General features: G+C 47.7%; 21 protein-coding genes, 1 pseudogene and 1 other annotated feature. Of the genes and pseudogenes, 7 read left to right on the top strand and 15 right to left on the bottom strand.

The genetic code is table 11. The annotated features are described in order from the left end of the window. The 6 genes from tpiA to V7126_RS10735 form a co-directional block, all read right to left on the bottom strand. On the bottom strand, window positions 1-623 hold a 623-nt coding region (tpiA, locus tag V7126_RS10710), incomplete at its 3' end, for a triose-phosphate isomerase (RefSeq protein ID WP_335497581.1). Window positions 624-653: 30 nt separating this feature from the next. Continuing rightward, complete coding sequence (locus tag V7126_RS10715; RefSeq protein ID WP_175075525.1) at window positions 654-1,838, bottom strand: phosphoglycerate kinase; 1,185 nt, start codon at window positions 1,836-1,838, stop codon at window positions 654-656. Window positions 1,839-2,024: 186 nt separating this feature from the next. After that, complete coding sequence (gene gap, locus V7126_RS10720; RefSeq protein WP_046131102.1) at window positions 2,025-3,032, bottom strand: type I glyceraldehyde-3-phosphate dehydrogenase; 1,008 nt, start codon at window positions 3,030-3,032, stop codon at window positions 2,025-2,027. 34 nt (window positions 3,033-3,066) lie between these two features. Continuing rightward, entirely contained in the window at window positions 3,067-4,107 is a 1,041-nt protein-coding gene (locus V7126_RS10725; protein WP_046131101.1) for a sugar-binding transcriptional regulator, read from the bottom strand. A 489-nt stretch (window positions 4,108-4,596) separates the two neighbouring features. Continuing rightward, complete coding sequence (locus tag V7126_RS10730) at window positions 4,597-5,601, bottom strand: LLM class flavin-dependent oxidoreductase (protein WP_335497582.1); 1,005 nt, start codon at window positions 5,599-5,601, stop codon at window positions 4,597-4,599. A 134-nt stretch (window positions 5,602-5,735) separates the two neighbouring features. After that, a complete protein-coding gene (locus tag V7126_RS10735) occupies window positions 5,736-7,082 on the bottom strand; it encodes an amino acid permease (RefSeq protein ID WP_335497583.1) in 1,347 nt (448 codons plus the stop codon). A gap of 63 nt (window positions 7,083-7,145) precedes the next feature. Next, window positions 7,146-7,383 (bottom strand) — a binding site (T-box leader). Window positions 7,384-7,698: 315 nt separating this feature from the next. Between V7126_RS10735 and V7126_RS10740 the strand changes: the two genes are divergently transcribed. After that, window positions 7,699-8,169 carry a hypothetical protein gene (locus tag V7126_RS10740; protein ID WP_046131098.1) on the top strand — a complete coding sequence of 157 codons (471 nt, stop codon included), beginning with the start codon at window positions 7,699-7,701 and terminating at the stop codon, window positions 8,167-8,169. Between the two features lie 313 nt (window positions 8,170-8,482). Here V7126_RS10740 and V7126_RS10745 read toward each other — a convergent pair whose 3' ends face one another. After that, window positions 8,483-9,019 (bottom strand): hypothetical protein, encoded by a 537-nt coding sequence (locus tag V7126_RS10745; RefSeq protein WP_046131097.1) that lies wholly within the window; start codon window positions 9,017-9,019, stop codon window positions 8,483-8,485. A 534-nt stretch (window positions 9,020-9,553) separates the two neighbouring features. Then, window positions 9,554-9,808 carry a hypothetical protein gene (locus V7126_RS10750; protein WP_175075529.1) on the bottom strand — a complete coding sequence of 85 codons (255 nt, stop codon included), beginning with the start codon at window positions 9,806-9,808 and terminating at the stop codon, window positions 9,554-9,556. Window positions 9,809-10,381: 573 nt separating this feature from the next. On the opposite strand from V7126_RS10750, the gene V7126_RS10760 reads away from it, so the two are divergent. The 3 genes and pseudogenes from V7126_RS10760 to V7126_RS10770 all read left to right on the top strand — a co-directional run bounded on the left by V7126_RS10760 (window position 10,382) and on the right by V7126_RS10770 (window position 12,745). Continuing rightward, window positions 10,382-10,855, top strand: coding sequence for a DUF1453 family protein (locus V7126_RS10760; RefSeq protein WP_046131109.1), 474 nt, complete (start codon window positions 10,382-10,384; stop codon window positions 10,853-10,855). Window positions 10,856-10,872: 17 nt separating this feature from the next. Next, a pseudogene (locus V7126_RS10765) lies at window positions 10,873-12,096 on the top strand (sensor histidine kinase). Then, the gene (locus V7126_RS10770) at window positions 12,083-12,745 is read left to right on the top strand and encodes a response regulator transcription factor (RefSeq protein ID WP_046131094.1); all 663 of its coding nucleotides are present in this window, start codon (window positions 12,083-12,085) and stop codon (window positions 12,743-12,745) included. Before V7126_RS10765 ends, V7126_RS10770 begins: the two are co-directional and overlap by 14 nt. A 131-nt stretch (window positions 12,746-12,876) precedes the next feature. Here V7126_RS10770 and V7126_RS10775 read toward each other — a convergent pair whose 3' ends face one another. From V7126_RS10775 to V7126_RS10785, 3 genes are all read right to left on the bottom strand, one after another. After that, complete coding sequence (locus V7126_RS10775) at window positions 12,877-13,194, bottom strand: hypothetical protein (protein ID WP_046131032.1); 318 nt, start codon at window positions 13,192-13,194, stop codon at window positions 12,877-12,879. A 63-nt stretch (window positions 13,195-13,257) separates the two neighbouring features. Beyond that, the gene (locus V7126_RS10780; RefSeq protein ID WP_175075530.1) at window positions 13,258-14,184 is read right to left on the bottom strand and encodes an ABC transporter ATP-binding protein; all 927 of its coding nucleotides are present in this window, start codon (window positions 14,182-14,184) and stop codon (window positions 13,258-13,260) included. Next, entirely contained in the window at window positions 14,184-14,873 is a 690-nt protein-coding gene (locus V7126_RS10785) for an ABC transporter permease (RefSeq protein ID WP_175075532.1), read from the bottom strand. The genes V7126_RS10780 and V7126_RS10785 overlap by 1 nt, the downstream gene beginning before the upstream one ends. 159 nt (window positions 14,874-15,032) lie before the next feature. Between V7126_RS10785 and V7126_RS10790 the strand changes: the two genes are divergently transcribed. Both V7126_RS10790 and V7126_RS10795 read left to right on the top strand, forming a co-directional pair. Next, entirely contained in the window at window positions 15,033-15,869 is an 837-nt protein-coding gene (locus tag V7126_RS10790) for a MerR family transcriptional regulator (RefSeq protein ID WP_175075533.1), read from the top strand. Beyond that, window positions 15,866-17,623, top strand: coding sequence for a CocE/NonD family hydrolase (locus V7126_RS10795; protein ID WP_175075535.1), 1,758 nt, complete (start codon window positions 15,866-15,868; stop codon window positions 17,621-17,623). Before V7126_RS10790 ends, V7126_RS10795 begins: the two co-directional genes overlap by 4 nt. A gap of 43 nt (window positions 17,624-17,666) precedes the next feature. Here V7126_RS10795 and V7126_RS10800 read toward each other — a convergent pair whose 3' ends face one another. From V7126_RS10800 to V7126_RS10815, 4 genes are all read right to left on the bottom strand, one after another. Next, a complete protein-coding gene (locus tag V7126_RS10800) occupies window positions 17,667-18,389 on the bottom strand; it encodes a LutC/YkgG family protein (protein ID WP_175075536.1) in 723 nt (240 codons plus the stop codon). Further along, window positions 18,386-19,813: a LutB/LldF family L-lactate oxidation iron-sulfur protein gene (locus V7126_RS10805; protein ID WP_175075538.1), complete on the bottom strand. Its 1,428-nt coding sequence runs from the start codon at window positions 19,811-19,813 to the stop codon at window positions 18,386-18,388. Before V7126_RS10805 ends, V7126_RS10800 begins: the two co-directional genes overlap by 4 nt. Window positions 19,814-19,852: 39 nt before the next feature. After that, entirely contained in the window at window positions 19,853-20,569 is a 717-nt protein-coding gene (locus V7126_RS10810; RefSeq protein WP_046131039.1) for a (Fe-S)-binding protein, read from the bottom strand. A gap of 159 nt (window positions 20,570-20,728) precedes the next feature. Further along, complete coding sequence (locus V7126_RS10815) at window positions 20,729-21,457, bottom strand: FadR/GntR family transcriptional regulator (RefSeq protein WP_046131064.1); 729 nt, start codon at window positions 21,455-21,457, stop codon at window positions 20,729-20,731. Window positions 21,458-21,670: 213 nt separating this feature from the next. On the opposite strand from V7126_RS10815, the gene lutP reads away from it, so the two are divergent. Then, window positions 21,671-23,359, top strand: a complete 1,689-nt coding sequence (gene lutP, locus V7126_RS10820; protein ID WP_175075539.1) for an L-lactate permease LutP — start codon at window positions 21,671-21,673, stop codon at window positions 23,357-23,359. The last annotated feature ends 18 nt before the right edge of the window (window positions 23,360-23,377 follow it).

The following is a 23,377-nucleotide window of genomic DNA, read 5'->3' on the forward strand; positions in this document are numbered from 1 at the left end:
ATGCGGATGCTGTCGGCTGCCGCTTGTCCGAATTCTGCAGCGACCGTTTTGCGGATGTGTGCGCACACCTCGTTTGCGTCTTGTGCTGTTGAAGATTTGCCTGTTCCGATCGCCCAGATTGGCTCATAAGCGATAACAGAAGCAGACACCTGGTCAGCCGTCAGTCCGGCGAGCGCTTTTTTCACTTGATCTGCAACAAGGGCATTTGTTTTACCGGCTTCACGCTCTTCAAGCGTTTCACCTACGCAGATGATCGGCACGATTCCGTGTTTGAAGGCTGCGTGCGCCTTTTTGTTTACGGTCTCGTCGGTTTCGGCGAACATTTCGCGGCGCTCAGAGTGGCCGATCACGCAATATTGAACCCCGATGTCTTTCAGAGCAACAGGGCTGATTTCTCCGGTGAAAGCGCCGCTTTCTTCAAAGTGCATGTTTTGCGCGCCGACTTTCAGGTCGGTGCCTTTTACAGCTGATGTCAGCTTTTCAAGGAACAGCGCAGGCGCACAGACAACGGCTTCTGCTTTATCTGCTGCGGGAATGGAAGATTTCACTTCTTCAACGAAGCTGACAGCTTCTGAAAGCACTTTATGCATCTTCCAGTTACCGGCTATAATTGGTTTTCTCATGTGCTCCACTCCTTATGCTGTGTGTTTTGCTTACTTGTCGTTCAAAGCTTTGACGCCAGGAAGTTCTTTTCCTTCCATAAACTCAAGAGAAGCTCCGCCGCCTGTTGAAATGTGGCTCATTTTGTCAGCAAGACCGAACTTTTCAACTGCAGCTGCAGAGTCTCCGCCGCCGATGACAGAGTATGTATCTTTTGCCTCTGCTAAAGCTTCAGCGACAGCTTTTGTTCCTTTAGCGAACGCATCGAGTTCGAATACGCCCATCGGTCCGTTCCAAACGACAAGCTTGCTGTTTTTGATGACGTCGGCATACGTTTTCTGAGTCTCAGTACCGATGTCGAGCGCTTCCCAGTCGCTTGGGATTTCGCTGATCGGAACGATTTTCGTATTGGCGTCATTTGAGAAATCGTCGGCAACAAGCACATCTTTAGGCATGTAGAAATTCACGCCTTTTTCTTTGGCGCGGTCCATGAACGACTTGGCCAGGTCAATTTTGTCCTCTTCAAGAAGGGATTTTCCGACTTCATGGCCGAGCGCTTTGACGAATGTATAAGCAAGACCGCCGCCGATGATCAGATTGTCGACTTTTTCAAGAAGGCTTTCGATCACGCCGATTTTGTCTTTTACTTTCGCTCCGCCGATGATCGCTGTAAACGGACGATCAGGGTTTGAAAGGGCTTTTCCAAGCACTTCAAGCTCTTTTTCCATCAGGAAGCCTGCCACAGCCGGAAGGTGCTCAGCGATTCCTGCTGTTGAAGCATGGGCGCGGTGGGCCGCTCCGAATGCGTCATTGACATATACATCCGCAAGGTCGGCAAACGCTTTTGACAGCTCGGGATCATTTTTTTCTTCTCCCGGATAGAAGCGTACGTTTTCCAAAACGAGAATGTCTCCGTCCTTCATTTCGGAAATTTGCGCTTTTACGGCGTCGCCGTATGCTTCATCCGCTTTTTTCACCTCTTTGCCAAGCAGTTCTCCGAGGCGGGCCGCCACAGGAGTCAAACGAAGCTCTTCCACAACCTGTCCTTTTGGACGGCCGAGGTGGCTTGCGAGAAGAACTTTCGCACCTTGCTCAGTCAAATATTGAATCGTCGGAAGTGCGGCGCGGATTCTCGTCTCATCCGTCACTTTCCCGTCTTTCATCGGCACGTTGAAGTCAACGCGGCAAAAAACAACACGGCCTTTTACATCAATGTCTTTTACTGATTTTTTGTTCATGGCTTTTAGGAGATCCTCCTTTGATTGATTTACAAGCCCGAAAACGGAAATCCCCAAATGCGGCGTTTTCATTCGACTTCCAAGGCGCCGCATACGGAAAAAGGGAAAGGGAGTGTCTGTCCCCTTCCCTTGTCCGCTTTCATTATAGCGCTTCTCTCTTAAAGAACCAAGTCCGATTCTATTTTATTAAAGACCTTGTTTTGCAATGTAAGCTGCAAGATCTACAACACGGTTAGAGTAGCCGCTTTCGTTGTCATACCAAGAAATGACTTTCACCATGCTGCCTTCCATAACCATTGTAGAAAGGGCATCGATTGTAGAAGAGTTTGTGTTGCCGTTGTAGTCTTTAGAAACAAGCGGCTCTTCGCTGTAGCCAAGAACGCCTTGAAGTTCGCCTTCTGCTGCTTCTTTAAGCGCTGCGTTTACTTCTTCTGCTGTTACTTCTTTATCAAGTTCCGCAACAAGGTCAACAAGTGATACGTTTGGAGTCGGAACGCGCATTGCGCCGCCGTTCAGTTTGCCTTTGAGTTCAGGCAGTACAAGAGAAACGGCTTTCGCAGCACCAGTAGTTGTCGGAATGATGCTTTCTGCTGCCGCACGCGCACGACGGTAGTCTTTGTGCGGAAGGTCAAGGATTTGCTGATCGTTAGTATATGAGTGAACAGTTGTCATCATACCGCGTTTGATGCCGAATTTGTCGTTAAGCACTTTTGCAAACGGCGCAAGGCAGTTTGTCGTACAAGATGCATTAGAGATGACATGGTGGTTTGCAGCATCGTATTTATCTTCGTTAACACCCATAACGATTGTGATATCTTCTTCACTCGCAGGAGCTGAGATGATGACTTTTTTCGCGCCAGCTTCCAAATGTTTAGCTGCATCAGCGCGTTTTGTGAAGAAACCAGTTGATTCAACGACGATTTCAACGCCTTTTTCTCCCCAGCTTAATTTAGCAGGGTCGCGTTCAGCTGTTACTTGGATCGTTTGACCGTTAACAACAAGGTTGTTTCCGTCAACAGACACCTCTGCGTCAAGTTTGCCGTGAACTGAATCATATTGTAATAGGTGAGCAAGCATGTTAGCGTCTGTTAAATCGTTAACCGCCACAACCTCAACATCAGGATTATTTAACGCTGCACGGAATACGTTGCGTCCAATACGACCAAAACCATTAATACCGACTTTTACTGCCATGATGATTTCCTCCTTTAAGTAAGTAAGAGATATTTTAATTTATATTGAGGGAAGAAACTTCCCTTAATAACTGTTTTGCGGCTCCTTCGTCAGTGATCAGAACCGTGTTGCGCGGCTTTTTAAAATAGGCCTCAATGGCCTCCGCCTTTGATGAGCCTCCCGCCACCGCGATGATGTTCGGGATCGAATCGAGATCCTCAAGCTGAATGCCCACGCTGTGCACCTTGTGAATGACTTCTCCGTGGCGGTCAAAATAATAGCCGAACGCCTCTGCAACAGCTTCGTTTTCTTCTATCTTCCGCAAATCTTCCTCCGGCGTATTCCTTCGTTCAGCCATTGTTTTAGCATCCCCGATACCGTGGATGACCATACTGGATGATCGAATCGTTTGCAGCACTTCCTTGATGGAAGGCTCTTCGATGATAGAAGAATAGGCTTCTTTGCTCAGCTGCCCCGGCACGAATAACAGTTTGTATGTACCGGAAGCTTTTTCAGCCATATGGGCGCAAATCGTGTTCGCCTGATTTCTGACGTTTTCGCCGAGTCCGCCTCTTGCCGGAACAAAAAGCAGTTTGCGATTTTTCGAGTCGGGCGTCATCATTTCAGCCACAGCTTCGAGGGTCGTGCCTCCGGTTACGGCGACGATATTTTCCCCTTGAAACCTGTTTTTCATGCATGCGACGGCCGCTCTCCCCATCTCTTTTTTGACCCATGGGGAATGGTCGCTGTCTCCGGATACGATGATAACCTGTTCAAGATTCAGCCTCTCTTTTAATGTATTTTCCAAAAGAGTCAACCCTAAAACGTCTTTCATCGTATCTTCGAGGATGTACAGCAGGTCAGAGCCTTCAGGTGTCAATGTCATGCCGCTCGTTTTGATCTCGAGAAGATTTTGTTCTTTTAAAAACTGAACCTCCGCCCTTAATACGCGTTCGCTTATGCCGAGGCTGGCGGCGAGGCTTCTTCTGCCGATCGGTTCAGTCAGCCTTATGTACTGCAAGATTTCGTACCTTTTTTGCATGACATCGAGAAGATCCGGCAATAATTTTTTTTGAGCCTGTATTAATTGATTCATGCCAAAACGTTCCTTTCATCTCGTCCTGGACAAAAAATGTCCCACTGTGACTGAAAACGTCCCGCCTCAGCCAAAAAAAATTACTCCTGCTTACATGTCTTATTGTAACAGGGTTAAAATGTTTATTCAACTGTTAAGAAACCAATTCCTTGACAATATTCGCACCGTTTCGACAAAACGTTTTTTTGTCATCATCAATTGTTTCCTATTATTCTCCAGCTTATACAGCAACTGATCAAAAGGTGCAGACGAAAAAAAGCCCTTTTCTCGAAAGGGCCTTAAAGCGCTTTTATTTTACCCAAAGCTTTTCTATCTCTTCCAGCGACTTATTCTTTGTTTCTCTTTCAATATTTTAATAGACTGAATGTGCAAATATTTTATTAAAATACGATTATCTCCGGCGTTCAGATGTTTCCCGGCTTTCAACTTGAATAGACATAAAAAAGCAATGGATTGGCTTCCCATTCCATTGCTTTTTTTCGGCTTTTGTCAGCTTTTCCAGACGTCTGCGATGATTTCGAAGGACCGCAGCCTGTCTGCATGATCAAAGGTTTCTGAGTTCACGATGATTTCGTTTGCCTGTGTCGTTTGAATGAAGTCTTCAAGCTTTGCTTTCACTTCTTTCGGTCCGCCGATGATCGTTGAGCTGAGCTGTTCATTGACCATCGCTTTCTCGCGCGGGGACCAGATCTGGTCCATATCGTCAACAGGCGGCTTAAGCTTTGTCGAATTCCCGCGGACGAGGTCCAAAAATTTCTGATAGTGTGATGTCGCAAGATGCTGCGCTTTTTCATCAGAATCAGCCGCGATCACCGTCACTCCGACCATCGCATACGGTTCATCCAGCACGCCGGGTGTAAATAAACTCCGGTACAGCTCTAAAGCGGGAATCGTATTAGCCGGCGAAAAATGAGCCGCAAATGCAAACGGCAAACCGAGCTCACCCGCGAGACGGGCGCTGAATCCGCTCGAACCGAGAAGCCATATCGGCACATTCAGCCCTTCGCCGGGGATGGCGCGCACATGGTTCCGGACATTACCGGACGGCTGAAAATAATTGCGCAGCTCGGCAAGCTGCTCGGGAAAATCCTCGCCGTTGTTAATGTTTCTTCTCAATGCCCTTGCTGTTAATTGATCGGTGCCCGGCGCCCGGCCAAGCCCCAGATCGATTCTTCCCGGATAGAGGGATTCAAGCGTTCCGAATTGTTCCGCAATGACGAGCGAAGAGTGGTTCGGCAGCATAATGCCTCCCGATCCGACGCGGATCGTTTTTGTCCCTCCGGCGATATGGCCGATCAAAACAGCTGTGGCTGAACTCGCCACGCCCTCCATGCTGTGATGCTCGGCCAGCCAGAACCGGTGATAGCCCCATTTTTCGGCGTGACGGGCCAAATCCATGGAATTCTGAAAGGATTCTTCAACAGTCCCGCCTTGGACGACGGGAGACAAATTCAATACGGAGTATTTGGTGTTTTTGAAATGCTGTCCAGGCATGTTTTCTCCTTCTTCCTATTCGATATCGTACTTAGACGATACCACAACAGAAGATGATAATTAAAGAAATTAGTTCGATCAAATTCGAACCGTTATTCAAAAAAACCGCCTCCTTAATGCGGAGGCAGTCATTTTTACGCCAGTTTTCGTCCTTTGACGAGATAAGCGATGGTAATGAGCAAGTATATTCCTGCCGTCACCAACGTGATAGCAATCGAAGTTGTCCAAATGACGCCGATTAAAATTGCCAAAAGCGCCAGTATCGCCAGCCAGGTCGTATAAGGAAAACATTTGACATAGTAGCCGCCTGGGGCCGTCTGAGTCCGTTTTCTTGACTTCAAGTGGGCGAAGGCGATGACGAGCCAAATCATCAGCACCGTATAGCCTAAAGACCCCATCAAATATTCGAATGCCTGGCTGCCCGCAAAGATTGAAAACAATACGCCTAAATATAAGAAAGAAGTACATAGCAAAATCGCATATACCGGAACCTTTCTGCCGGACAGCTTTGAAAAGATTTTCGGCACCCGGCCGTCTGCAGCCTGTGTATATAATATCCGCGAAGACCCGTAGAGTCCGGAGTTCATCGAAGAGATGACCGCCAATAAAATGACGGCGTTCATGACATGGTCCGCCCCTGGAATTCCGATCAATTTAAACACCATGACAAACGGGCTTTCGGACACCTGATTCACTTGATTCCACGGTATCAGGCTGACGATGATGTAAAACGGAAGGATATAAAAAGCAATAATCCGCGTCAGCGTCCCGCGGACGGCTTTCGGCACAACCTGCTCAGGATTTTTTGTCTCCGCCAATGTCACGCCGATGATTTCGGTTCCTCCGTAAGAGTAAATGACAACAAGCATCGCCGTGACCAGCCCTCCGGCTCCGTTCGGAAAGAACCCGCCGTGATCGGTCAAATGAGAAAAACCTACAGCTGTATGACTGCCAAATGAGAAAAATAATAAAATAAATCCGGCAATAATAAAGACGACAATCACTGTGATTTTAATCAAGGCGAGCCAATATTCCGTCTCGGCAAAGCTTTTAACAGAAAGCAAATTGACGCTTGTAATGACGAGGGCGACAAACAGCGCCAGCACCCACACCGGCATGCCCGGAAGCCAATATTGCAAAAAAGTCGCCGCCACGACAGCCTCTGCCGCAATATTCAACACCCACATTTTCCAATAAATCCAGTCCAAAAAATACGCTGCATAAGGTCCTAAAACCGATTGAACGAGGTCCCTGAACGTTCTCGCTTCGCTGTTTTTGACCGCCATTTCGGCGAGACCCTGCATGATGAACAGCAGGATGATTCCGCCGATTAGATAAGCGATCAGAACCGACGGCCCCGCTAAATCTATCGCATTGCTGCTTCCTTTAAACAATCCGGCACCGATGGCTCCTCCCAAAGCCATCATCATAATGTGCCGCGATGTCATCGTTCTCTCCAGTTTCTGCGTCTTTTTCTCCATTCTTTGCCACTTCCTCTGCTGAAAATAAAAAAGCTCACCGTCTCTTTTCTTCATCATTGAAGATTAAGAGACGATGAGCTATTAAAGCCTACCGCGGTACCACTCTTTTTGATTCCACTAATAGAATCCGCTTGTAAACCCGGTAACGGGGGTTAATCGTAAAGCCTTCAGGAATTGATGTCTTTCCCTGTTAGCAAGTCCACTCCCGGGCGAGTTCAAAGATTCATTAGGCTGCGTCACACCGACCCGCAGCTCTCTTGGCTAATGATTGTCTTCTACTGCTCCCATTCATCGCGTTTCTTTTTGCCTGAAAATTTATTCATTTAATATACGACCTAAATTTCACTTTGTCAATAACAAATAGAGTGATAAAATTAAAAAAACAGAATATTTCTCTATTTCCAGGGAAAATCGCCTTTTCTTTTGCAGAATGCAAGAGGATTTGAGCATGAGTTTTCAGTTGATCGGCCGTTGCATGAACAGATCGACAGGAAAAAACCGGCTGAAACTCCCCGAAAAAAATGGTTGAATCGATATAATATTCAAACTTTACAAAATATTTTAACGATGATAGAGTGGGACCCGAATCAATTGATCAGCTAAAGGAGGAAGATGCATGAAAAAACTGTCGTTGATGGTGATCCTATCCGTATTGACGATCGTATTCAGTACGCCTGCCAGCTTTGCGAAAGACGTGCCGGAAGATAAGTATACCGTGCCGACAAAAGCCGAATTTAGCCAGATTCAACAAGTCTTGGAGAATGCTGATATTAAGACCGGCAGCCTGAAAAAGGATAACGGAGTAATCGTGAATGAACCTCACGAAAAAGTCGGCATCATTTCGGACATCCCCGACAAAAAAGACGACTGGAGCCATGTCAGGTTCCATTCATACTACGCTGATCTGAACAGCGACACGCTCATTGCAGACATCCGGTTTACATTGAAACAAAACGATGACGGTACATCAACAACTGAATACAAAAATGTCACGAACGGCGGCAAGTACGTCGTCAAACATGACAAAAAAGGCAATGTCGTCTATGAGAAAACGACCGGTGATATGTCGATTTTGTGGAGATACTGAATTCTTGCCTGCCCCCCTTTTATAACGCCCTTTTTATCAGGGCGTTTTTTTGTTTTGAATGCCTTCGGACTCCCTTGTTCTATAACGTACAAACCACTAGTTAAAAATTTGTTCTATGACACATATAAACAATATATTTACTTTTATGTATTTTTTAGAATCAATCTACAAAAAACCTCAAATAACGCAATCGGCTTTAATACAGTAGAAGGGTAATATCACCTGATAAAGGCCGTTGTTCCAGGAAGAAAACCGGCGAGCTCAATCTACAACGGATCCCGCATGCAGAACGACAAAGGATGTAGTTATCCCTTCATTTAGAATTCAAAATGTCATCTATGTCTTGACTATCGTATTGGCTGAAATCAATCATTGGTTCGAAATTCTTTTTTTTGTTCTTCACGTTTTTAAGGTATTTTTCAAAAAAGGGTTTATCCAACCTCGGCGGTATATAGCCTAATCGGGTCTTCATAATGTTTTCAACTACGTACATTTTTTTAGAGACGAATATATAATCTTCATTGAGTACCACATAAGCTTCTTTAAAAGAAGAAGCACTTCCTGCCTGTTGAATTTCCTTCTTTAATTTACGTATCTCACCTGTGATGTCGTTTCTTACCTTTCTTGCTTTCTTCAATAAGAATAGAAGATCGACGGTAGGAAGTGTCATCAACTCAGGGGTGCTTTTTTCTAGGTCTTTTTTTGATGCACCTTCTTTGTAAATTACGCTAATTCTTACTCCGGCCTCTTTAACAAGGTCTGAAGGAATGTTCATGGTACAGAATTCGCAATAATATCGTGAAAGGTCTATTTTCTCGGCTTTGCTGCCGCAGTATGGACATGTTTTCATTGTTTAAACTCCTTATTTTAAATGATCATTTCCCCAGCAGCTAAGTACGAGGGGAGGTTGTATATCCACTGAAATCAGACGGATCTTTTCTTCTTCCATCTACAACAACAAAGGTGTTTCGTGAATTGCACCGATGTTTTTATTCTATCATCAAGCCCTTAGGTGCAGCAGATGTAGATACTTTATGCTTGAATAATGATGACAGAAAAACTGTGTGCCAAAGAATTGCTACGGTTTTCTAATTGGTAAACATTATGATAATATCTTTTTTTAATCAGATATACATCTATAGTTTTTATAAAGCTTGCAGCACCGGTTGTTCCGTCTAAAAAATTCAATGACAAGGTTGTGCCCCGGGATTTGTTTTGACTTTGTAAAGATGATTTGGTTGGTTGATTGTATATTCCAAGGTGTTATATCCATTTTCAATGGCCATAATGTCCTTCTTCGGAAGGGCATTCGCTCGCAAATGAAAGACGAGAGTCTTATGATCTCTTTTGGCTTTTTTTCGGGTGCGAAATTGATTGTATAAGCCTAGGAAAACAACTTCTCATCATTTTGCGCTTGAGTCTTTTCATAATCTATATCGTCCATAGATGTCTCGATATAACATGGGGCAGCTTCTAATGATTTTGTTAGCAGCTGTTTAGCATTATCGATTCTTACATATACAGGATTAATCGTACCTTTGCCATCGTAAATATTGAGCGCCCGATCAAACGTGTCAAAAAGTGAGCTGTGAAGAAGTTGCAGTTTTCGGTATATAATAAGGTTCTTGTTCTTTTTCATGGCGTTCCCCTTTTCTTTTTACAACATGGGGAAATGCGACAAATAAGATAGCTATTCCTGTTGCAAAAATGCGGTAATGTTGTCTCCTACAACAATATTCTCACTTTGGCTTTCAAGTTCATGTAATTTGATCATACATCTGTATGATCAAAATCTGTGTGTGCACCAATGCTTCTATCAATTATGCTATAATTAAATTTACTTTATTGTTTGGAGCAGTGATTCTTTGGTCGGGGTCACCTGCTCTTTTTTATTATTTTTGGTTCAAGAACGCAAAGCACGCTTTATAAATTTTTCTACATTTAGTTTTAGATATTGAAGTTTTTTGCCTTCAAAATCAAGCATGATCAAGACGGACTGATGCCGATCGAGACGCCGCATTTGGAGCTGCCGGCTTCACAGACTTATATGATATGGAAAAGAAACAGTGAGCATATTAAACAATTCCACGCCATGTTATGCGAATTTTTGAGGCAGGAACAGATGTAGTGATCAAAAATCAATCTGCCGGTTGACGCATTCCTTTCCAGCGTTCGTTATACTCGTTGCAGAAAGGATTTGATCAACATGACAATGACAATGGGTCCATACATTTTAGTGGTTTTTGCCCTTATGATTTTAAATATGTACCGTGAACGGACAGTGCGGCCCTGGAAGCTGCTATTCTTTCCCATTCTGCTTTTTTGGGGGGTGTCTTCTTCCGTTCAGCCGGGATATTTCAATTCTACACTGCACATCATAATAAGCGGCATTTTACTGGTCATCGGCTTGGGAATCGGATGTGCCATCGGAAAAATGGTGACCGTTCGAATTGATGAGGAAAGCGGAAATATTACATCACGCGGTTCTCTCGGTAGTGTCATCCTCATCATAGCCGTACTGCTGCTTCGGATGGCTTTAAGAACATGGCTGCCAGAGGATAACGAATGGTTTTCAGCGATTGTCCATTCCATGCTGTTCGTCCCGCTCGGCACCATTGCCGCCCGCAATTTCATGCTGTTCAAGGAATACAGCAGGCTCACAAAGGTCAAAGCACAGATTCACTAACTGAAAGAAGGATCTGCATGGTCAGACAATTTTCAGCTCGGCATTATCGACCGCTTTTGCCGAGCTCCATTCTTATTGCAAATCTCATACAATCTCTTTCTTCTCCTGCCAATGCCGATCCGCTCTTTACTGCGGCGGTATTCGCGCTCTTTGTGGCGGCAGTCTGGATCATTCCCCGCCTAACGCCGGTTGCTGCCCTTTTAAGTATATTTGCAGTCCTTTGGCTTTCGGCAGGCTTGTTATGGATCGTGTCCGGGCATGAACAAGGGTCTGCGTTATTTTTAATGGCCTTTTTAACCGTCTATGTCTCTTCAAAGCTTCCGGGAAGGCTATCAGCGATATTCGTTGCGTTTTTGGTCATATTCAACAGCTTGCTGGTCTTTAGCGTTTATCATAGCGGTTTGGGTGTGCTCGTCGATAACGCAGCGGTGATCACCGGGCTGTATATTCTCTTTACCTCTTTCCGCATCAGAAAAGAAGCCCGGTAAGAGACGGAGCGAAATCACGCCAAGCTGGCGCACATGCACAAGGAATTAGAGAAAGCACACGCAGAGCTTCAACAGGCACACCTTGAACTCAAGGAAGCATCAGTCCTTTCCTTGCGGTATGCCGTCCTTGAAGAACGGACGAGGATCGCCCGCGACATACACGACAGCATCGGCCATGAACTGACGTCTGTCATCGTCCAGCTCCAATCGCTTCCGTATGTATTGAAAGGAAGCGCCGAAGATCCGGAAAAAGTCATCCAAAACGTGCTCACCGTCGCAAGGGGATGCCTTCAGGAAGTCCGATCGGTCGTACATCAAATGGGCAAAAGCGAAGCCATGGTGGGACTCGCCGCGATCCGGAGCCTTATTCACCAAACCGGGGAACGCAGCGATTTGGCCATTTCTTTGGATACGTCCGGCCTGCAAGAAGAATCATGGCCGCAAAACATCAGCGAGACGGTATACCGCGTTTTGCAGGAATCGCTGACAAATATTCTGCGCCATGCAGGCGCTTCCCGTGCGGACATCGTCCTGTCAAACGATGAAGGCCGTCTGAATATGACTGTTTCAGACGACGGCAAATTCAGCGGAGATCTCACATTCGGGTTCGGATTGACAGGCATGAAAGAGCGCGCCGAGCAAGCAGGCGGCTCCTTCTCTATCAAGGCACTCCAGCCGAGCGGCATGCAAGTCGAATTACAGTTGCCGCTTTCGCAACAAATCAATAAGGAGGAAGCAGATGAACGATCATAAAATCCGCGTCGCGCTCGCCGACGACCAGCCGCTTGTACGCGAAGGCTTCCGCTATGTCATCAATGCACAACACGATATGACCGTATCATGCGAAGCAGGCGACGGAGACGAAATCACATCACTCGCAAAACAAACAAAACCCGATGTCATCCTCATGGATGTCCAAATGCCGTCTTGCTCGGGCATTGAAGCGACGAAACAGATCATGTCTGCATATCCGGATACGAAAATCGTCATTTTAACGACCTTTGACACTGAAGAATATGTATTTGAAGGCATCCGCGCGGGTGCAGTCGGCTATCTGCTGAAAGATACCCTTCCCGAAGAACTGATTGACGCCATTCGCGCCGCAGCCAGAGGAGAAGCCATCTTCCGGACCGCCACAGCCGCCAGAATCATCAGCGAAACGTTCCGGACAAAACAACAATATCAACCGCAGGACGGAGACCTGCTTGAGCCGTTTACAAAAAGAGAGCTGGAGGTGCTCCAGCAAATGGCCTATGGCTTAAGAAACGAAGACATCGCAGACAAGCTTTTCGTCAGCGAAAGCACCGTCAAGACGCACGTCCACCGCATCCTGCAAAAATGCAGCGCCCAGGACAGGACGCAGGCCGTCGTTTTTGCGATACGGAACGGGATCGTTGAATAGTTTGTTGAACGGAAAAGCTCCGCTGTGTTGATTGTAAAGCAAAGCGGCCGGACAACCTTTCACACCCGATTGTTGTGCAAAAGGTTATCCTGCCGCGGGGTCTTTTTTATATTTCATATTCGCAGCAACAGTTACAGCAGTTCTATCCCAACCTGTTTAGAGAACTTTACCCTTACTTTCTCTTCATTCTCAACGAATATCACCATTGAATGTTTGTCAGCTTTTTTTATTCTGGTAACATTTATAAAATCACCTGCAAAAACGATGCAATCGTTATATGTTATGCTAAGGCCGCACGTTTTTTGATAGACTTCCAGGGTTAAAATCAATTTAAAATTTTGATTATCTTCATATGTATAATTAAATTCACCAGCATCTTGATGTGTGATAATTACCGGTTCATTCTCAAAAAGTTCTAAAAGGTCATATTCATTATACTTGATAAACATTCAAGCACTTCCTCTTCTATGTGCGGGCGTATTTTTCCAGTACCGTGCCTTTCCGGAGGCTGCCTAATATCCGCTGTTTTCTTGTTCACGGTCCAAAAAAATGTCTTCCAGAGACGGTTCGTCGACATGGACCCTGTAAATGTTTACTTTGCAATTGGTTAAGACGCGGATAATGGCGGGGATTTTTTCTTCTGAATTGACGACGAGCGAAAGCTCAGTGTCACGGAAGTTGACTTCCTCGCCTGCTGACTCGAGGAAACTGCTGATCAAGCCGAAATGCTGTTCGGGAATTTGCGAATGCCTGATATAAACCGTAATAGAAGACATGAAATGCTTTCTTAATTCATCGAGCGTCCCTTCGCATAAAATACCGCCATCCTTCATGATCGCAATTCTGGTACAAATCTTTTCGATTTCATATAGATTGTGGGACGTCATAAATACCGTTTTTCCTTCTTTTTGCAGATCGATGATCAGCTTTTGTATATTCAAGGCTGATTCTGCATCGACTCCGGAAGTCGGCTCATCCAAGAAGATCAACTCCGGGTCGTGGATAATGGCTTGGGCGATCCCAAGCTTTTTTTTCATGCCGAAGGAAAAAGTCCCCGCCTTTTTGTCGGCGTGTTCAAGCAGACCGACCCTTGCCAAAACGGACTCGCACTGCTGTCTTGACACGTTTTGTCCGGTCAGCTTGGCGAAGTATTTTAAATGACAGGCCGCCGTCATTGAATCGTAAAAGGTCGAATAGTCCGGCAAAACGCCGATGCGGTGCTTTATATGATCAATAGAAGATTCGTTTAATAGTTGAAAACTGCCGGCTGACGGTTCAATAATTCCGGTGATCATGTTGATGAACGTCGATTTCCCGGCGCCATTGCGGCCGAGGAATCCGTAAATCTCCCCTTTTTCCACCTGAAGATCAACATTGTTTACGACCGTCCTCGATCCGAATGTCTTCGTCAATCCCTTTGCCTCGATCACAACACCCATTATAAATCTCTCCTTTTAAATAAAGCGATGGCCCCGCCAAGCACCGCAATCGCGTAAACGATGTTGATCAGGGTAAAATAATGTCCTAGATTTGAATAATAATAGGGCGACAAATATTTAAACCAGCTGATCATCATATTGTCCGAGAAGATGGCCCATATGCTGAGTGCGGGAAAGAACAGGGCAAACACGATGCCGAAAAACATTGACATAGCAGGCTTTGGAAAGATAACCGAGAATAAGAGATTTAACGCGATTGCCGCTGTCAGAAATGCCATGCTGTCAGCAGCGCTCTGCCATAAAAACGTTTTAGATACGACCATGACCAATATGTATGATGCCAGAATACACGTGAACCAAAACAGCCAGACTCCTAAAAATTTGCCTATGATAATTTTTGGACGCGACGTTTTCGTCACTAGAAATCTTATCGTCCGCGTATAGACCTCGCGGTTGACGATGTCATGGGACAGTCCGGTGATGATCAGGAAACCGAGCAGGAATACGATCATAGCAGTTCCGGCTGCATTGGCGTCGCTTCCCAAATCCAATTCGCCGACCATATCGGCCGGCAAGTTTTCGATGACATCGGCCACCTTAAAGCTCACGAAAAAAATGGTAGCGATCACTATAATCGATTTAATACTTTTAAAAAGACTTTTAAATTCATTCAGACAGATTGCCCTCATCACAAGTCACTCCTTCATCCCTTTATTATAGAGACTGGAGATTATCCGGAAATAATTTTATCCTTAACATTACCTTAAATCGAAAAGTGCGCAGCTTTCTTGACTTTCCCCTCTGCTGGAGGGTTTATACTCGCTTTTAGAAAGGAGGAGATTATAGTTTTGTTTAAAATCAGCGAATTTTCCAAACTGAGCCAGGTTTCCGTAAAAGCCCTGCGGTATTATGATCAGATCGGTCTGTTAAAGCCGGCCTGTACAGATCAGGAAACAGGCTACCGCTATTATGCGGCAAACCAGCTCTTTCTATTGAATCGCATTCTCGCTTTCAAGGAGCTCGGTTTCACGCTTCAGCAGATTGCAGAGCTTATAGAAGAAAATGTGCCGACAGAACAGATCAGGGGGATGTTCCGGCTGAAGAAGGCAGAGATTTTGACGCTCATTGAAGAAGAACAGGCGCGCCTGAAACGAATTGAAGAACGGCTTGAGCAGGTAGAAAATGAAGGATATGGAGACGCCGAGCATGAGATCGTGCTGAAAACAGCGGAAAGCAGGCAGCTCATATCCGTACGGAGGCGGACTTCGATCAATCGAATCCCCGCTCTTTTTCAAGAGCTGGATGGGCGGTTCGATAAGCGGTTCACGGCTTCGCTTCCCAAGATCATTCTTTGGCATGGCTGTGAAGAGTGTGAAGATGCAATTGATTTAGAAGCAGGCTATCTCATCAGCCGGCCGCTGCCGTCTCTTCCGAATGGCAGCGTGCGCCGGCTGCCGGAGATCCCGGTAATGGCGACGCTTCTGCACCGCTGCAATCCGGCAAGCCCCTGCAAAGCAAGCGCGCATCTCGGGGTTTGGATTGAACAAAACGGGTATCGCATAAAGGAAAATGAGCCGCGCCGCGAAGTATTTCTGCACCCTGAACATGAACATTCAAACGATTATATCGCAGAGGTTCAAATCCCGATTGAAAAGGCCGGCATCAGAAAGGAGTTTGGAGCATGACTGATCAAATCATAACTGAATTGAATGTTCCGGTGGCAATGAAAGACGGAACAGTGCTTCGCGCGAATATTTACCGGCCGGCAGGCGAAGGCTCGTGGCCTGTTCTTTTGACCCGCCTCCCCTACGGGAAGGACGTTCCCCATGTGCTGTTAGGTTTTCACGACGTGATTCGGGCGGTTCACAAAGGATATGCCGTAATTCTTCAAGATACGAGAGGACGCTTTTCATCAGACGGGAAATGGGATCCGCTTGTGACGAGCACCCATGAAGCCGGGGATACAGAGGAAACGGTCGATTGGGCGGCAAAGCTCCCCTACAGCAGCGGGCGGGTCGGAATGTTCGGTTCGTCTTATTACGCATTTACGCAATGGGGCGGAATAGAGCGTAAAGCAAAAGCGCTGAAAGCGGCGGCTCCGGCATTTTCCTGGAGCGATCCTTTTGACGGCCTGATATTCCGGGGCGGTGCATTGGAGTTAGGTTTTTTATCTTATTGGCAAATGGGCATGTATCTTGATACATTGCCGGCGCTCTATTCAGACGAACGCGAACTCGCGGCTGCGAGAAAACGATTGATCTCAGACATCGATCAGCTCAAAACAGAGATCGAAGCGCTCCCGCTGAAGGATTTTGCGCCGTTTCAGCGAAACGGCGTCGCTCCTTCTATTCTTGAACTGATCAAGAGGGGGATGGATCGGGAATATACGGCCCATTTATCTGTAAAAGGGAAATATCATACATTCACGACGCCTGTGCTGAATATCGCCGGCTGGTACGATATATTCCTGTCGGGAACGATTGAGAACTTTCTGCAAATGCGAGAAAACGGCGCCACTCCCGAAGCCCGGCAAAGCCGGCTGATCATCGGCCCGTGGCAGCATTTGGATCATAGCCATCAGTCGGGCGAAAAGAATTTCGGATTATCCGCCCATTCCGCTTCCATTGATTTGGACGGCATCCATTTGCGGTGGTTTGATCATTTCGTAAAAGGAATCGATACCGGGATAACGAATGAAGCGCCGATCAAATTGTTCGTGATGGGAGAAAACGTGTGGCGCGATGAATACGAATGGCCGCTCGCCCGCACCAGGTTTACGCCGTATTATTTGCACAGCGGCGGTCAGGCGAATACATTGCATGGCGACGGAACTCTCAGCACGGTGCCCCCTGATGCGGAAGCACCCGATCATTTTGTCTACGATCCGCTGCATCCCGTTCCGACAAAAGGCGGAGCCATCATGATGCCGCCTGATTTTACAAGCGGCGCCCATGATCAAAGGGAAGTTGAAAAGCGGGAAGATGTATTGGTGTATACTTCCCCCGTTCTCGAAGAAGACACGGAAGTGACGGGGCCTGTAACGGTCAGGCTGTGGGCGGTTTCTAGTGCGGCTGACACCGATTTTGTCGCCCGCTTGATTGACGTACACCCCGACGGCTCGGCATACAATTTGACCGACGGCATCATCCGGGCCCGTTTCCGAAACAGCTCAAAAGGCGAAAAACCAAGCCTGATCGAGCCGGGAAAAGCGTATCTTTATGAAATCGACCTCTGGGCAACGAGCAACGTATTCAAAAAAGGGCACCGCATCCGCTTGGATATCACAAGCAGCAGTTTTCCCCGCTGGGACCGGAATCTCAACAACGGGCTTGATATCGGAAGCGGACGCAAGGAAGATGCCAGTGCAGCAAGGCAGACCATCCTTCATGACAGAGATCATCCTTCTGCAATCATTCTCCCTGTCATACCGGGAAAGTGACTCTCTAAAAAAAACTTCAGCGCATGATAGCGCTGAAGTTTTTTTAGCGGTCTGTCACCACAATATAAGCCGCTTTTACAGGTCCGTGGACGCCTACAACGAGATCCATTTCGATATCGGCGGAATTGCTCGGTCCTGTCACATAGTTGATGCAGGAGGGGATGACGCTGCCTTCTGCAATCCTCTGTTTAATGATCCGGCTTGCCTGCGTCATTCTCGGGACGATCGTGCTTTTCGGCACGATGGCGATGTATGTCGTCGGCAAAAGGCTCACGGAGCGCCCTTTATCTTTTGAGCTGAAAAGGACGACGGTGCCTGATTCCGCAAGGGTGATTTCGCTGAATGTGATGCCGACGTTCGCCTGTTCGGCGCGCTTAATATTTTCGTCTCCAGCGGCCGCATCCCATTCCCACACTTGTGTGCCTTCTTGCGGCCATGTATCGGCAAGCAGCCCGGACAGTCCGAATTCTTTAAAGCGATCGTCTTTCGGAACGATCACAGGCCCTCCGCCGAATCGCGATACTTGATTATAGAGCGAATCGTACAAGCTGACGGCGTCCGTTTCAACCAGTTCGGTATGAATCTTCAGGCAGTGCTCCTTTAATACGCCTAAGAGCTCATCGGGCGTATATCCTTGATACACTTTGTGCTGCGGCTGATATTCGTAATCGGGTGTTGTGACGCCTGATGATCTCCTTTCGCGGCCGAGTCTTTCGGCAACCCTGTTTAAGAAGCTTTCCTTGTTTTGGATCGTTCCGTTTGTCATCTGTCCTCCCCCTTCTGTCTGTCCTGGAACCAGTCGCGGAATCTGGACCGGTTCGGTGCAGGAAAGTCGCGGATTTGCGTCCATTGCTTCAATGGCCCCGGTCCCTTCGTAATCTTTTCGCCTTCTTTAAACGGCTTCATGGCAGCCGGAGCCCATTTTGATCCCATTTTATAGAGCGACGGCGCAGACGTTCCGAGACCGAAGGCTTTCATCGCCAGCTTTTCGGCAATCGGGGCGCGTCCTTCCTGTTCTACGATGCGCTGGCGGTGTTTTAAGAGCAGCTCGTGAAGAGGAATTTTCACCGGACAGGCTTCCGTACAGGCCGCACACAACGACGATGCGTAAGGAAGCTCTTTGTAGTCGTCATACCCGCCGAGCAGCGGAGACAATACCGCGCCTATCGGTCCTGGATAAATCGAGCCGTAGGAATGTCCGCCGACATGGCGGTAGACCGGACAGACGTTGATGCAGGCCGCACAGCGGATACATTGAAGAACCGATTGAAATTCGGTTCCGAGAATCTTCGAGCGGCCGTTATCGACGATCACGAGATGAAACTCTTCCGGGCCGTCCGCTTCACCGGGCAGCTTCGGTCCTGTCAGCGCGGTGATATAGCTTGTCAGCCGCTGACCGACGGCGCTTCTCGTCAGCATTCCGACAAGCACCTCGAATTCGTCGAAAGACGGGACGATCCTTTCCATCCCCATGACGGTAATCTGCGTTTTCGGAATCGTCGTGACGAGGCGTCCGTTCCCTTCATTTGTGACGAGGCTGACGGAGCCCGTATCGGCAATTGCGAAGTTGCAGCCCGTAATTCCGATGTCCGCCTCCAAAAATTTCTTCCTGAGCACGGTTCTCGCGTGCATGACGAGCTCCTCGGGCTTTTCCGTTTTGCGGTAGTCGAGCCGCTCTTTGAAAACGTCGCGGATTTGCTCTTTGTTTTTATGAAGCGCGGGCGCCACGATATGCGACGGCGGATCGTGGTCATCGATCTGAAGGATGTATTCACCCAAATCGGTTTCGACCACCTCGCATCCTTCTCTTTTAAGCGCTTCGTTCATATTGATTTCTTCCGTGACCATCGATTTTGATTTAACGATTTTTTTGCCTTTTTTCTTTTTGACGACGTCGCGTATGTAGCCTGTCGCTTCTTCTGCCGTCTCCGCAAAGAAAACGTGTCCGCCTTTTTCGGCGACATTTTCGGCGAGCTGCTCAAGATAATAGTCGAGATTCGCCAGTACGTGCTGTCTGATTTCTTCTGCGAGAGACCGCCATTCTTCCCAGTTGCCGAGCTCTTCTGCCGCCTCAAGCCGACGGGCCCTCAACCGTTCCTGGGCGCTTGAAACGGCGCCTCTCATGAAGTGATTTTCAAGCCCCTCTGATACGCGGTCTTTGAAATGTTGTGTTCCGATCTTCATTGCCATGACCATCGTCCCCCTCTATCTGTGAAATGACCGGATGTGTTATCTGCTGTTTAAGACCTCAGCGATGTGCATCACTTGAATCGGTTTTTCCTTCCTTGCGATCCGCCCGCCGATATTCATCAGACAGCCGCAGTCCGCCCCGATGAGCACATCTGCGGCCGTTTCTTCGACACACGCCACTTTCTCATCGACCATCTGCTCCGAAATTTGCGACATTTTCACCGAAAATGTTCCCCCGAATCCGCAGCAGTCATGCTTTCGGGGCAGCGGTGTGAACTCGAGCCCCTTCACATGCTGCAATAGCTTCATCGGCGCGTCTGTTACTCCGAGAAGCCTGGTCATGTGGCATGACGTATGATAGGTCGCCTTTTTCTCAAGCCTTGCCCCCACGTCCTCCACTTTCAGTACATTGACGATAAAGTCGGTCAGCTCATACGTTTTGTCGGCAAGCCGCTGCGCTTTTTCCGCCCAGGCAGGCTCATCCTGAAAAAGGTGCGGATATTCCTTGAACATAAAAGCGCATGAACCGGAAGGACTGACGACGTATTCTGCCCCTTCAAACGTTTCAATCATCCGTCTCATCGCCTTTTTGGAGTCTTTGACATACCCGCTGTTGTATGCAGGCTGGCCGCAGCAGATCTGGCCTTCGGGAAAATCGACTTCACATCCCAGCCGTTCCAGCAGCTCAACGGTTGCTTTTCCGACATTCGTCTGGAACATGTCGACCAAACACGTGATAAACAGTGAAACTTTCATCTTGATCCCCTCTCCCCTGACCTGAATTAGTCAGGTCATCTGATGACTTGGATGTAAAAACCTCTTTTTTCATCTTACACCTTGTGAACTTTTTTTGAAAGGGGTTTCTTTCGAGTTTTGGGACCGGCTCGATAAAAAAAGCAGACGATCGTCTGCTTTTCAATGAGGCTGCTCTGTTTCTTCAAAGTACGATGCCAGCACTTTTTCGACGTTTGTCAGGTGCTCAAGCATCGCCTGTTCCGCTTTTTGTCCGTCCTGCTCTTTCACGGCCCTGTAGATCGCTTCATGTTCTTCGTACAGCCGCTTTACGGTCGTCTTTTTGGAAAACAGCCAGATTTTCCGCGTTTCTCTCATCGTTTCGATCAGGAGGGATGAGACATGGTTCATCAGGCCTTTTAACAAGCCGTTTTGCGATGCGCCGGCCAGCGCCAAATGAAACGCAAGATCGGCTTTTTCGCCGAGTTCATCGTTCCCGTCGGCCAGATTCATATCGACAAGCGCCGCATGCATGCGTTCCAGGTCTTCTTCCGTCCGCTTTTCCGCCGCAGCCGAGACGGCGCCGATTTCTAGAACTTTTCTCACTTCGAGCAGCTCAGCGACATCTTTCTTTTTCATCAGCAGGGCGGCGGAAAGCGGGATTGAGATTTGTTCAGGCTCGAACGTTTTCACATAGGTGCCTTCCCCTTGCTTCATTTCGACCATCCCCATTGCTTTTAAAGCGGAGAGGGCTTCTCTGACGGCTGAGCGGCTGACTTGAAAGCTGTCGGCGAGCGATTGGACGGAATCGAGTTTATCCCCAGGCTGAAGCTCGCCTTTTTTGATCGTATCAAGCAGCGCTTCAGCTACTTCCTCGTATATTTTTTTCGTCTTGATTTGCTTATATTTCAATTTTTTCACCTCATCGACAGACTGCACGTGATGCTTCATTTTTTTATTATACCGCTCTTTCCAGTTTGAATATATAGCCGGAGCGTCATGCAAAAAAAGATTGTAATTTTGAACATTCAGAAATATAATGCTTAATGTGATTGGTCCTGTCATCATGTCATCAGATGTCTGATTTTGGACAGGCCGTTTTAACAACAAAGGGGGAATGAGGAGATGGGATGGACTCAAAGTTACACTCCGCTGGGGAACAATTTGCTGCTCTCTTCAATTGCAGCGCTTATACCGATCTTATATTTTTTCTGGGCTTTGGCCATCAAAAGAATGAAAGGGCATACAGCCGGGTTGACGACCTTATTGATTGCGCTTGTTTTGGCCGTTTTCGTCTACGGCATGCCCGCCGAAAAAGCCGTTATGTCCGCATCGCAGGGCGCGGTGTACGGACTTTTGCCAATCGGCTGGATTATCGTCACATCGGTCTTTTTATACAAGCTGACGGTAAAAACGGGGCAATTTGACGTGATTCGGAGCTCCGTGTTGTCGATCACCGATGACCGGCGCCTGCAGGCACTTTTGATAGCGTTTTCATTTGGCGCGTTTTTAGAGGGAGCAGCCGGGTTTGGGGCCCCGGTTGCGATATCGGCCGCACTGCTTGTCGGGCTCGGATTCAATCCTTTATACGCGGCAGGCATCTGTTTAATCGCCAACACGGCGCCTGTCGCCTTCGGGGCGATCGGGATACCGATTATCGCAGTCGAAGGGCCGACCGGAATACCGGCGATGGATATTTCAAAAATGGTCGGCCGTCAGCTCCCGTTTTTATCCGTTTTTATTCCGTTTTATTTGATCGTGATCATAAGCGGCTTCAGGAGGTCTTTGGAAGTGCTGCCGGCCATTTTGGTGTCGGGCGTTTCTTTTGCCGCCACGCAATATGTAAGCTCGAATTTCCTGGGGCCTGAGCTTCCGGATATCCTGTCGGCCATCGTTTCGCTTGTTGCGCTCGCCGTATTTTTAAAGTTCTGGAAGCCGAAGACGACTTTCAGATTTCCGGGAGAAAAAGAGGCGGCCGCCGCCGCGGAAGCGAGAGAGGAAAAACAAGAGCGCACGTATTCGGCAGGCCGCATTTTAAAAGCATGGACACCGTTTTTATTGCTGACTGCAATGGTCTCTATATGGGGCATTCCCGCTGTGAAAGAAGCGCTGACAGGTCATTATCAAGGGGCAAATCCGTTCCTGCTTTTCATCAATGAAATCGGCAGCCGTCTGTCATTTGCTCCTGGTGTGCCTTTTTTGAACAACGAGATCCTCGATGGGTCAGGCAAGCCGCTTGAAGCCCTTTATAAACTCGATCTGCTCGGCTCAGCAGGAACTGCGATTTTGCTTGCCGCTGTGCTGACCAAGTTTGTCACGGCTGTTTCATGGAAAGAGTGGGGCGCCGTTTTTATCGACACGCTGAAGGAACTGAGAAAGCCCGTGTTGACGATCGCTTCCGTCGTCGGCTTTGCCTATGTCACCAACTCTTCGGGAATGAGCACAACGCTCGGTATGTCGCTTGCCATGACGGGTGCGATGTTTTCATTTTTCTCTCCTGTGCTCGGCTGGCTCGGCGTCTTTATTACAGGCTCCGATACCTCGGCAAACCTGTTGTTCGGCAGCCTGCAAAAAGTGACGGCGTCATCGGTCGGAATGGAGCCGGTGCTTGCGGTTGCCGCCAATTCATCGGGCGGCGTTACGGGGAAAATGATATCCCCGCAATCGATCGCAGTAGCCTGCGCCGCCGTCGGTCTGGCCGGAAAAGAATCCGATCTGCTCCGCTTTACGGTGAAATACAGTTTATTTCTCTTGCTGCTCGTATGCATCATCACGTTTTTGCAGCATCATGCGTTCTCATGGATGATTCCGTAAAAAAAAGGCCGGCGGTTC

Source organism: Bacillus sp. JJ675 (assembly GCF_036963165.1).
Classification (GTDB): domain Bacteria; phylum Bacillota; class Bacilli; order Bacillales; family Bacillaceae; genus Bacillus; species Bacillus glycinifermentans.